Here is a 9,350-nt window from a genome sequence, read left to right on the forward strand (position 1 = left end):
GTTGCCATGCACATACGTTTGTTCTATTATCTTCGCCCGGAAGGAGCGCAGAAGACATGGTTCAGAGAATCGCCGGCTACAAGAAACGATACGTCGAAGTGATCGCGAGGTGGTGCGATGACGGGCGCATACAGCCCTTGGCCGTCGTATGGGGAGACGGGCGCCGCTTCGACGTGGAGAGCCAGTTCGGCAACCCTCGAACCTGCACGTCGCTCAAAGTCGGCGGCTTCGGCTTGCGATACGACGTGCAGGTGGGAGGAAAGCGCACGTTCCTTTTCCTCGAGGACGTGGGAACGCGCGTCTCTCCCACCAGGTCGAAATGGTTCGTCGAGCAGGTCATCCCCGAGGATCCGCCACCGCCTTGATACCGTCAAGCACGTCATCGAGCACCCGCACGCTTGCCGCAACCCCGTCGCAAGCTATCGCAACCTCCTTTGCGCTCGCCTTGCCGGCGGCTTCGAGGTGCACGAGCTGGCGCTTTCGGTCGGTCGTGACAGCCACCTCGCCTACAACGTCGAGGGTGATGTAGTTTCGCCCCCAGACGCATATCTTATACTCGCGCATGTCTCCCGCTTTCCCTTGCGACGGAAACGCCTCTCAACGCCCAGCATCCGATACCCCAGCACAAGTACGCCGTGACGCCAGTCAAACCGAAGACGATCGCAAGCGCCGCCGCACACCCGCAGCAGCCGGACGGCTGTCGCTGCCGATAGTGGATACTCACACCTCCACCCCCAGTGCATTGAGCCTGTCGATGCACTCCTTAGCCCAATCCAGCGCGCATTGCGCTGTGGACATATTGCCTCGAGCGAACTGCGCCTCGCCTATCGCAACCAAGCTGTATACGGCCTCCCGGGCCACCTGCTCCACGCTGTCGGCGCGCTCCTCGTGTTCGTCGCAAACCTCATGGCACACCGGCACGCGTCTCCCGCGCTTGGCGCACCACACGGTCGTGTCGTCGCCAATCGCGCACGTCCCGCACGTCTTTCGCGGCTCCCACGACATGCCGCCGAACTCCGGCGGCACGCTGCACTCGTCGTCGTCATCAACCGTCCATGTGGTGACCATCGGCGTCATCGCGCATCGCCCCCCTCACTCTCGGGCAGCAGCACGGGCGTGCGGCACGACGGGCAGACCCGCGCGAAGCGGCTTATGCGCTTGCCGCATGAGCCGCAGAAGTGCTCGTAGCGCATGGCGCACCCCTTGCCGGGTATCGGTTCGGCACCGACGCGGCGCATGGTTCTCGTCCTGGCGACCCCTTCGCTCATCGGCATGGCTCCTCCATCCGTTCGCCCCAGGCGCAGTAGTGGTATTGACCGACGTGCCAGCTTCTTGCCATGTGCTTGCGGTCGTGCAGCTTGATGAGCGCGTGGGTGAGCAGATCGCATGTGTCGTATCCATCGTAGTGCTTGCAATCCCCGCACCTCACCAGCTCTCGAGTCAGGTAGTCGCGGGCCGTGTAGACCTCGCGCCCCGACGCTCCCGCCTCGTACGCTTTGCGCATCGCGGCTCGGTACTCGTCTTCGGCGATTACGTACTCGACCATCAGACCACCGCCTTTTCGTCCAGCCAAACAGGAAAGTACCGGCATTCACCAGCGACAAGCTCGAACGGGCACGTAACGCATTCTGGCGCATCGACGTTTTTGCACGGCCATGAGAAGAATGCGAACTCGACTTCCTCGCGCGCCCCCAGATCGGCGAAGTACCGCTCGTAGTTGGTGCTCAGTGGTGAGGCTGCGAGGCAGATTTCGACGAAGCGCAGTGGGATGAACCCCACGCCGCCGGTCGGAAACGCAATTTTCGCTTCGTCATCGCGCAGAATCGTCATGATAACCGCGCCTCCATCCAGCACGTCCCCGACGTACACGATGCGCCCCAGGCTGTCGCGGGGCATGGGGCTAGTCATGGTCGGCCTCCTCGCACCCGTAGGCGTCGCAAAAGCTCGCCCAATGCCCTCTCCCGTGCTGGCACAGCTCCAAATAGCTGCGTTCTTCGGACGATGCACCGTCGTGCAGATCGGCATTGCCAGTCTCCTCGATCAAGTCGGCGAGATCGTCGAGGCGCGCTTTCACGCCCCTGCCGTCGTGATCGCCCCAATAGCCCCTTACGGCGCTGCCGTATTCCCTCAGCAGATCGGTCGGCCTAGTCATGGTCGTCCTCCATCTTGAGCCACACGCCGAAGTAGCGCGCCTTGGCCACGGCGACCTCGCGGCCCTCGTGCGTCACGCGGATCATCTGCGCGCCGCTCAGCGCGTCTGCGTACGGCTCTATCGTGGACAGCGCGGCCAGATCGGCCGTGCCGAAGTACTTCTCCCAGTTGGTCATCGCTCCTCGCTCTCGTATCTCGTGTAATGCGCAGTCACCATCTGCCACAGCATCTCGGAGGCCGGGTGCACGCGCCTCGACTCCGCGCAATGGCTGCGATCCACCCATGTGAGCAGCTTCGTGCAGCCCTTGTCGGGCACGAGCACCGCGCTCGCATCCCATGGTAGCTTCCGCTCGTCGCGCAACCGTTCGGCCAGATCGCGCGTGCACACCAGGTAGTTACGGTCGCCGACGAAGTTGAGGCCGTGGCCGCTGGCGAAGTCCGCCATGCACGATTTGACCTCGTAGCAGTCGAACTCCCCCATCTCCACGCTCGCGGGGCCTATGACGTAGCCGACGGATCGCGGCTTGAACCCCATGTAGTCCACCCGCACCTCTTCGGACGTGTTCTTGCCGAAGCTCACCTCGGCCGCCCACAGGCGGTAGCGCGATTTCAGGCGCTTCTCGACGAGGGCCGACAGCATGGCGGTCGTATCGCTCCTCGCGCTCATCTCTCCACCTTCATCCGCTTTATCTCGGAGGCGTTCAGCTCGCGTTTCAGCTCGCGCGCCAGCTCCTGCAAACGCTCGGTGCTGCTTGCTTTTCGCGCCTTCTCCGAGTACGTCATCAACAATCCGGCTAGACCCCATTGATTCATCGCTCCACCACCTTCGCGCCGCACTCTGGGCAGTACTCGCCGACATGGCTCTGATCGCGGCCTCCGAGATAGCCCCAACATTCGTCGCAATGCGCCTCGAGCAGATAGCAAGAGCGATCAGGTTCGTACGGCTTGCCATCGTTGCCAACCGCATGGCACGTGCGCTCCCAGCGGGCGTTCCAGTCAGTCGTTTCAAGCAGTTCAAGCAGCCTTTCTACTTGCGTGCTGTAGTAGGTTCCCATAGCGTAGGTATGAGGCTCCATGCGCAGGTTGTGGCGCTGGATTCGTATGTACTCCTGCGCCTCGCGTTTTGTTAAAAACATGGTGTTCGGAACTATGCGGGTCTCGATCCTCACCGGGGCTTTCCAGTATTCGCCTTTCCCAAGCTCTATGATCGAGTCGATCTTTTCCTCGTCGCTCTCGTCCTCGAACAACTTGCTACCTAAACACTCAAGAGCTGTTTCGATGTCTACCTCGCCATCGCAGCAGCAGAGCGCCGTCCGCTCGGCATTTTCCTCCCAGCAGGTTTCCCAGTCCTTATCTCGAACCACCCAGAACCTTGGAGCCGCTTGGCAGTCGTGATCTTGGGTAAGCAGTTCGCGCTGCAGGTCGGCCAGAAACTCGCGGTCGTCTTGCGATAGGGGTTTAAGCTCGCCCATCGTAGTACCCCCTGTCGTCGTTTTTCCTGATCACCAGCGCCTTGATCCTGTCGAGCTGGCATGGATCGAACTCCCTCAGCGCCGTCTCGCATGTGTGGATCACGTCCATCAGCTCCATGGCGTAGGGCAGCAATCCGTCATCGTCGCGGCTGCTGAACGCGATGTGTGCCCTAACCTCCCCCTTGTGGATCTGCCTGTTCTGTCTGTCGCGCTCGTAGTCGTCGCGCGGCACCCGCTCCTGGCGCGGCGGGAACTGCCACTGCCACGGGGTCGGTGGCATCATTCCGCATCGCCCCCTTCCAGCTCGTACAGCACGCCCTCGGCAAGCTCGCGTGCGTCCTCGCCCGCATCGTCGCGCTCAAGCACGGTCGCGCACAGGGCGCGGATGCCGTCCATGCGCTCCTTGAGGCGGCGGACGAGCGATTCGACGTCCCACCCGGCGTAGAGCACGCTCATGAGGCATCGCCTCCTCCGGGCAGCTCCAGCACGTACCCTTCGAACGCCGCGTCCGCCATGAGCAGCCAGAACTCCTTGGTGGCGGCGACGGGCACGTTGAATGGGTAGCAACGGCAAACGCCGCGCTCCGTCCAGTCTTTTAGGATCTCCTTCTCGTCAGGCGTGACCTTGGCTCGCTCCACCGGCTGCTGATCCATCGCGCAATGGATCAGGTACGGCATCAGGCGCAGCTCGCCCTCCGTCAGCTTGCGTCCGAGCACCGCGTCTGCGCTGTCTCGCGTCGCTTCGGAGAGCACGCCGCGAGGCTTGTCTTCGATCACGCAGCTCATTCCGCATCGCCTCCCATCGTCTTGGCGTCCAGCTCGCGCTGTCGGCGCAGCAGGTCGAGCGCAACCGCGGCGAACACCTCTTCGTCGTCTTTGAGTCCGACATCGTGGCCGATCTTGTCTGCGTAGTAGCGCCGAGGGGGCATGCTCGCATCCTTGTCGATGCGCTCATTGGTGTCCGGAGTGGTGTGGGTGAGAAAACGCGCTAGCATGTGAGCGTGAGCGCGGTCTGAGGTCGGGATGCCAGCAGACACCATGTCGCCCGTAATATTTCGCACGGTCATCTTCGTTCCGGCTGGCGTGTACACCGTATCGCCAACCTTGATCGGCAAGCCGTCCGCTCCCAGCACCTCCGGCTCGGGGCGCTTGACACGCTCGCCGGGCCACAGGTTGTACTCGATGGAATCGTCGTTTGAGTACGTCCGCCCTCGCATGATCACGCGTGCGCCCATCAACGCCGCTTTTTCGTCGAGGAACTCGACGGCATGGAGCACGTGCGGATCGCCGACGCCATCGAGCCAGGCGTCCCCGAACTCTACGCGCTCGCCGTCACCGAACCTCATCCACTCCATACCAGGAGGCATCAGGCGCTTGTCCAGCTCGGCCATGATGGCGTCCTGCACCTCGTCGGCCATGCTCCCGGCGTCGATGCCGAGCATGCCGGCCACCTGGTCGCGCCAATCCAGCAGCGCGGCGCACGCGCGCTCTGCGTCGCTCTCGGCATCCGGCTTCGGCGCGCCCTCGACGGCCTTGCGGATGCGCTCGGCGGCGTAATCACCAGACACGACGTACTTATCCATGTCTCTCATATCGTGCTCCTCAATCAAATTCAAAAGAATTACTTGTTCTTTGCAACGGTCGCGCAGGCCTCGCCCGATTCGATCGCATCCATCAGGTCTTTCACGACGCGCAGCTCCGTTCTGATCGCTGGGCTGTTGGCAGGGTGTTGGCACACCGCCCCGGCCGTCTTGTCAGGGTCGCCCGCGTAGTCGATGCCGCACATGATCGGCGCTCCGAATCCGAAATCTGGAAGCCCCGTCAGGTGGTCTGATCCATAGACCATCTCCCCCACCGTCATGGGCTCGCACGCGGGCAGCTCGACGCCTGCCGCATCGCAGCGGAACCCCGTGCATTCCAACGGAGCACGCAAGGACGGGGCGAAGGAGGTGCAGACGAGCGGGCTGTCACCCATCGCATCGTCGTAGACGGCACAGCCGTTCGCACAGCACTCCTCGTGCACGATGCGCTCGGCAGAGGCCAGTAGAGCAGCGGAGGCGGGGTTAGGTTCGCGCTCGTCGAGCATGGGCAGGGTGCGCTCGTCGCTCATCGCTCGCTCGCCCCCTCTCCCAGCATTCCGGCGTAGGCCGCGTAGAGCGTGCGCCCGCCGTCGAGCATGTAGGGCATGAACACCTCGTCCACGCTCGCCTGACCCGCCTCCACGATCGCCATCTGCGCATCGACCCAATCGCGCAGGATGCGCCAAGCCACGCGCTCGGCCTGATCGCGGTCGCACTTGACGCCCTCGGCGATCAGAGCACCGTGCACGCCCGAGACGTTGGCGGGAAGCCTGAACGACCGATCGCCGTAGGCGGCGGCGTAGGAGAACGACACCGAGCCCACCTTGCCGTCCGCCCCGTACTCGGTGAGCACGCCCTTCGCGCCGTGGGTGCCGAGTATCTCCTGGATCTCGCCAACCGTCCTGACGGCGGCGATCTTCGTCGTGTAATTCTTGATGGGCATGACGCCTCCGATCTTCCCAGTGCTTAGCGGCGTTACGACACGCAAGCGCTCCGGGATGGACTCTCTGATTGATAATGGGTAATAGACAATAGGTAATTAATAATGGGTGGAAGTGCGTAATTCGCGGAATCAATCCGTGGCGGCATCCGTCACGGTGTCACGGTATCCCTCTTGTCCGCCGCAGCGGCAGACGCCGCCAGCGCGTAGTCGCGGCGCTTCTTGCGCGCCGTCCCGTCCTTCTCCGACCGCTCGCTGCCGACGCGCTCGAGCGCCTCCCACGCCTCCTTCGACACTATGCCGCACTCGGCGCACCGGTCGATGAAGCGCCTCGTCTCCGCAGCACTCTTACCGAGCACCTTCTGCACGCGCAGACGCGCACCCTCGTCGGTCATGTCGATGCTCCCACCGAATTCGCCGAGCAGCACGAAGAGCTGCACGAGATCAACGAGCGCCGCTTTCTTGTAGCGCGATTCGAAAAGAATTACCTTCGAGTCCTCGCGCCAGTCCAGATCGAGTTTAATGTAGGGTTTTGCCATCATTCTCTCCTGTTCTTTCCGTCCGCCGCAGGGTAGTACCGATACGTGCGGTTGTACGTCTTCTGCGTCGCTATGACGCGCTGTATCTGCTCAAACACCGATGGGGCGCAGTCGAGGCCTATCGCGTAGTGGTAGATCGGCTCCTCGTCGGGCGGCTGCTGCTCCCACTTGCGCCGCCACGCCTCCTCCGCCGCCCGCTTCGCACGCTCAAGCTCGCCGCTCATGGAACGCACCTCCTCCGGGCGTCCGCGAACGCCCGGGCCGCTGCAGCATCGGCACCCGGGAGGATGTGGGCGTAGAGGTTGAGTGTCGTATTGATCGACGCGTGCCCGAGCCTACCCTGGATGGTCTTGATATCTGCGCCCTCGTATATGAGCCACGTCGCGTGCGTATGCCTCAGCGTGTGCGAGGTAGTGCCCTCAGGCAGCCCCAGGCTCTTACGCAGTGCGGTGTACTGCGCCGAGAGGGTGGACGGCCTCATCCACGTCGCTCGCTCGGTGCACACGAGCGGCGTCTTGGGGCCCGCATCGTCGAGGTAGCCGTCCTGCCACGCGAAGTGGGCGTCGGCGACTCCCATCACCTCGTCATCGACCGATATGTTGCGTACGCTCGACGCGTTCTTCGGCATCCTCTTGCGCCGCAGGTTCGGACGCTCGATCATCGTGTGGCCCACGTGGAAATCGCAGAACCTTCGACGGACATCGGCGCGCGCCTGGGCGCATACCTCTCCCAAGCGCGCGCCGGTGTTGAGCTCGACGTAGCTCGCCATCGCGAGGTTGCGGCGTGCGATGTTATCCCGAGTGGTCTTGTCACTCTCCATCATCGCCAGCAGCGCCTCGCAGATCGTTCCGAACTCGTCCTCGTCGTACGCCACGGCCATGCTCGGACCGGGCTTCGGACGCGGAACCGAGGCGATGGGGTTTACGTCGCACACGTGCGACTCCACCATCCACCGGTAAGCCCCGGACAAGAGCGCATGCACCTTGAGGATCGAAGCCCTGTCCACGGGCTTTCCCCGCTTGCCGCCCCGAATAGCCATTATCTGGAATGCCGTGGTGACGTGGTAGGGCTTAAGCTCGCGCGCTCGTATATCGCCTAGCAGCGGAATGACATGGCACTCGTAAGACGATCGGTAGGTCTCCACGGTGCTCGGCGAATAGTCGCCGAGCACCGGCAGCATGCCGATGTAGCGCCCCACCATGTCGGCCACGGTGGGGCCGATCTGAAGCTCCGTGAACTCCGACATGCCCGCCAGCCACTCGATCGCGAGCGTGCGCGCCTCGTCCTCGTCTCTCGCCTCGGGGAAGCGCTTGTATGGCCTAATTGGCTTATGCGTCACCTTATCCGTTCCCAGATAGGGCCGCGTCCACCACACGCCGTCTGCACTCTGGTGCATCGAGGGGAAGTCTGCCGGCCTAGCTTGCACTGCCGCCTCCGAGGCTGCGGCAGTAGCGATCCATAACATCGGTCGCCTGGGGACGTTTGCATGCGTTGACGCTGTACACATCGTGCTGCAGCATCGCCACCGTTTCAATGGGGCGCAGGATATCGAGCCTACCGTTGGCGATCGCATCCACTGCGGCGGCGATTCCTAGACTGAAATCGAAGCGGCGCATCCCGCCTCGCATGCAGCTCTCCACGATCTGCTCGCCGAAAGAGTCAACCTGCGAGCGGTAGACCATAATGCCGGATTTGGGGCCCGATCCCTCCCCGTCGTCGATAATCTTGACGGTGACTAGGCTCGGACGCGCGATGCTACCCATGGCGCTCTCCTCCCATCTCACGCAAGCAGTCGAGCTCGATGCGCATCTCCACGTTCTCGCGGCGAAGCCTCGCGTTCTCGCGCAGCACCTCGCGGATCGGCGGCAGGTAGACCTTGCCGGCGCGTTCGCTTCGACCGGATGCGATGGGGCCCGCGGCGGCGCTCGGGCGTTTCGCCGCGCGAAAGCCCCTCACGCGATGCCTCCCAGGTCGGTATTGATGCCTTTGCGCGCCATTTCGAGAATATTGCGGAGCGCGATCTTGAAGCACTCCGCGAGCTTGCGGCGGCTCACCTCTTCCTGGCCCATACCGTCGATGAGGGCATCAGCCAAGAGGTTGGCTCCGGTATTGACCAGATTGAACTCCGCGACGGCCTTCTCAAGAACGATAGCTTTAGGGTCTTTCGCGATCGGCGCCTCAACAAGCGCGAGCGCGCGCATCACGTCGGCCTTGGTGTAAGTCTTTTCGTTGGCTGAAACGTCCTGGCCGATCATACGAGCACCTCCCAAAGCGCGTACAGCGCGACCATGGCCACGAACGCGAGCGGCAGCGTGCGGCAACCCCGCTCGAACTCGGCTTGTGATATACTGCGGTCGTGCTCTCGCACAGTTGCGCGCCCAGCTTTCCAGGTCTGGCGCGCTTCTTTTTTATGCGGCATCCTTACTTCCTTTCTTGTCTTCGTCGGTTTGGCATGCACGCACGAAGCGCGCGAACGTCGGCGCGATGTCTCCCACCGTCACATCGTGAGGCACGTGCACGACAGCGATTCCGTGCTTGCTTTGGTGTTCGTACGTGCCCTCGCGGATCACCACAGCGTCCATGTCGTTCATCCTCTTCACTCCTTTCGTTATCCGGAATACCTGCATGCCTAGCGGCTTTGGTAGAATCGTCCTCATAGAAACGGAGGC

Annotated in this window: 25 protein-coding genes; 1 reads left to right on the plus strand and 24 read right to left on the minus strand. The window is 62.9% G+C overall.

From position 1 onward, the window contains the following. The first annotated feature begins 56 nt into the window (after positions 1-56). On the plus strand, positions 57-365 hold the full coding sequence (locus C1A15_RS13690; RefSeq protein ID WP_101723076.1) for an outer dense fiber protein 1: 309 nt from the start codon (positions 57-59) through the stop codon (positions 363-365). On the opposite strand, the gene C1A15_RS13695 is transcribed toward C1A15_RS13690, so the two are convergent. The 24 genes from C1A15_RS13695 to C1A15_RS13785 form a co-directional block, all read right to left on the minus strand. Then, entirely contained in the window at positions 337-564 is a 228-nt protein-coding gene (locus tag C1A15_RS13695; RefSeq protein WP_101723077.1) for a hypothetical protein, read from the minus strand. The genes C1A15_RS13690 and C1A15_RS13695 overlap by 29 nt on opposite strands. Before the next feature lie 156 nt (positions 565-720). Continuing rightward, entirely contained in the window at positions 721-1,077 is a 357-nt protein-coding gene (locus C1A15_RS13700) for a hypothetical protein (RefSeq protein WP_101723078.1), read from the minus strand. Further along, a complete protein-coding gene (locus C1A15_RS16875; RefSeq protein ID WP_146001863.1) occupies positions 1,074-1,268 on the minus strand; it encodes a hypothetical protein in 195 nt (64 codons plus the stop codon). Before C1A15_RS16875 ends, C1A15_RS13700 begins: the two co-directional genes overlap by 4 nt. After that, on the minus strand, positions 1,265-1,546 hold the full coding sequence (locus C1A15_RS13705; RefSeq protein ID WP_101723079.1) for a hypothetical protein: 282 nt from the start codon (positions 1,544-1,546) through the stop codon (positions 1,265-1,267). The genes C1A15_RS16875 and C1A15_RS13705 overlap by 4 nt, the downstream gene beginning before the upstream one ends. After that, the gene (locus C1A15_RS13710) at positions 1,546-1,908 is read right to left on the minus strand and encodes a hypothetical protein (protein WP_101723080.1); all 363 of its coding nucleotides are present in this window, start codon (positions 1,906-1,908) and stop codon (positions 1,546-1,548) included. Before C1A15_RS13710 ends, C1A15_RS13705 begins: the two co-directional genes overlap by 1 nt. Beyond that, positions 1,901-2,152 (minus strand): hypothetical protein, encoded by a 252-nt coding sequence (locus C1A15_RS13715; RefSeq protein WP_101723081.1) that lies wholly within the window; start codon positions 2,150-2,152, stop codon positions 1,901-1,903. The genes C1A15_RS13710 and C1A15_RS13715 overlap by 8 nt, the downstream gene beginning before the upstream one ends. Continuing rightward, positions 2,145-2,327, minus strand: a complete 183-nt coding sequence (locus C1A15_RS13720) for a hypothetical protein (protein WP_101723082.1) — start codon at positions 2,325-2,327, stop codon at positions 2,145-2,147. The genes C1A15_RS13715 and C1A15_RS13720 overlap by 8 nt, the downstream gene beginning before the upstream one ends. Beyond that, positions 2,324-2,818 carry a hypothetical protein gene (locus C1A15_RS13725; protein WP_146001864.1) on the minus strand — a complete coding sequence of 165 codons (495 nt, stop codon included), beginning with the start codon at positions 2,816-2,818 and terminating at the stop codon, positions 2,324-2,326. Before C1A15_RS13725 ends, C1A15_RS13720 begins: the two co-directional genes overlap by 4 nt. Then, entirely contained in the window at positions 2,815-2,964 is a 150-nt protein-coding gene (locus tag C1A15_RS17070) for a hypothetical protein (protein WP_180953107.1), read from the minus strand. Before C1A15_RS17070 ends, C1A15_RS13725 begins: the two co-directional genes overlap by 4 nt. After that, entirely contained in the window at positions 2,961-3,623 is a 663-nt protein-coding gene (locus C1A15_RS13730; RefSeq protein ID WP_101723084.1) for a hypothetical protein, read from the minus strand. Before C1A15_RS13730 ends, C1A15_RS17070 begins: the two co-directional genes overlap by 4 nt. Beyond that, the gene (locus tag C1A15_RS13735) at positions 3,610-3,906 is read right to left on the minus strand and encodes a hypothetical protein (RefSeq protein ID WP_101723085.1); all 297 of its coding nucleotides are present in this window, start codon (positions 3,904-3,906) and stop codon (positions 3,610-3,612) included. The genes C1A15_RS13730 and C1A15_RS13735 overlap by 14 nt, the downstream gene beginning before the upstream one ends. After that, complete coding sequence (locus C1A15_RS17075) at positions 3,903-4,079, minus strand: hypothetical protein (protein ID WP_180953108.1); 177 nt, start codon at positions 4,077-4,079, stop codon at positions 3,903-3,905. The genes C1A15_RS13735 and C1A15_RS17075 overlap by 4 nt, the downstream gene beginning before the upstream one ends. Continuing rightward, positions 4,076-4,399, minus strand: coding sequence for a hypothetical protein (locus C1A15_RS13740; RefSeq protein ID WP_146001865.1), 324 nt, complete (start codon positions 4,397-4,399; stop codon positions 4,076-4,078). The genes C1A15_RS17075 and C1A15_RS13740 overlap by 4 nt, the downstream gene beginning before the upstream one ends. Positions 4,400-4,404: 5 nt before the next feature. After that, a complete protein-coding gene (locus C1A15_RS13745; protein ID WP_101723087.1) occupies positions 4,405-5,214 on the minus strand; it encodes a hypothetical protein in 810 nt (269 codons plus the stop codon). 29 nt (positions 5,215-5,243) lie between these two features. After that, entirely contained in the window at positions 5,244-5,732 is a 489-nt protein-coding gene (locus C1A15_RS13750; protein WP_101723088.1) for a hypothetical protein, read from the minus strand. Beyond that, positions 5,729-6,145: a hypothetical protein gene (locus C1A15_RS13755; protein ID WP_101723089.1), complete on the minus strand. Its 417-nt coding sequence runs from the start codon at positions 6,143-6,145 to the stop codon at positions 5,729-5,731. The genes C1A15_RS13750 and C1A15_RS13755 overlap by 4 nt, the downstream gene beginning before the upstream one ends. Before the next feature lie 149 nt (positions 6,146-6,294). Further along, positions 6,295-6,684 carry a Lin1244/Lin1753 domain-containing protein gene (locus tag C1A15_RS13760; RefSeq protein WP_101723090.1) on the minus strand — a complete coding sequence of 130 codons (390 nt, stop codon included), beginning with the start codon at positions 6,682-6,684 and terminating at the stop codon, positions 6,295-6,297. Next, positions 6,681-6,905: a hypothetical protein gene (locus C1A15_RS13765; protein ID WP_101723091.1), complete on the minus strand. Its 225-nt coding sequence runs from the start codon at positions 6,903-6,905 to the stop codon at positions 6,681-6,683. Before C1A15_RS13765 ends, C1A15_RS13760 begins: the two co-directional genes overlap by 4 nt. Then, positions 6,902-8,077 carry a tyrosine-type recombinase/integrase gene (locus C1A15_RS17385; protein WP_180953109.1) on the minus strand — a complete coding sequence of 392 codons (1,176 nt, stop codon included), beginning with the start codon at positions 8,075-8,077 and terminating at the stop codon, positions 6,902-6,904. Before C1A15_RS17385 ends, C1A15_RS13765 begins: the two co-directional genes overlap by 4 nt. A gap of 19 nt (positions 8,078-8,096) precedes the next feature. Then, on the minus strand, positions 8,097-8,444 hold the full coding sequence (locus tag C1A15_RS17080; protein ID WP_180953110.1) for a hypothetical protein: 348 nt from the start codon (positions 8,442-8,444) through the stop codon (positions 8,097-8,099). Next, positions 8,437-8,637: a hypothetical protein gene (locus tag C1A15_RS13775; RefSeq protein WP_101723093.1), complete on the minus strand. Its 201-nt coding sequence runs from the start codon at positions 8,635-8,637 to the stop codon at positions 8,437-8,439. Before C1A15_RS13775 ends, C1A15_RS17080 begins: the two co-directional genes overlap by 8 nt. After that, positions 8,634-8,936, minus strand: coding sequence for a hypothetical protein (locus tag C1A15_RS13780; RefSeq protein ID WP_101723094.1), 303 nt, complete (start codon positions 8,934-8,936; stop codon positions 8,634-8,636). The genes C1A15_RS13775 and C1A15_RS13780 overlap by 4 nt, the downstream gene beginning before the upstream one ends. Next, complete coding sequence (locus tag C1A15_RS17085; protein WP_180953111.1) at positions 8,933-9,100, minus strand: hypothetical protein; 168 nt, start codon at positions 9,098-9,100, stop codon at positions 8,933-8,935. Before C1A15_RS17085 ends, C1A15_RS13780 begins: the two co-directional genes overlap by 4 nt. After that, the gene (locus C1A15_RS13785) at positions 9,090-9,272 is read right to left on the minus strand and encodes a hypothetical protein (protein WP_101723095.1); all 183 of its coding nucleotides are present in this window, start codon (positions 9,270-9,272) and stop codon (positions 9,090-9,092) included. The genes C1A15_RS17085 and C1A15_RS13785 overlap by 11 nt, the downstream gene beginning before the upstream one ends. Positions 9,273-9,350 lie beyond the last annotated feature (78 nt).

Origin of the sequence: Eggerthella timonensis (genome assembly GCF_900184265.1) — a bacterium.
Lineage (GTDB): Bacteria > Actinomycetota > Coriobacteriia > Coriobacteriales > Eggerthellaceae > Eggerthella > Eggerthella timonensis.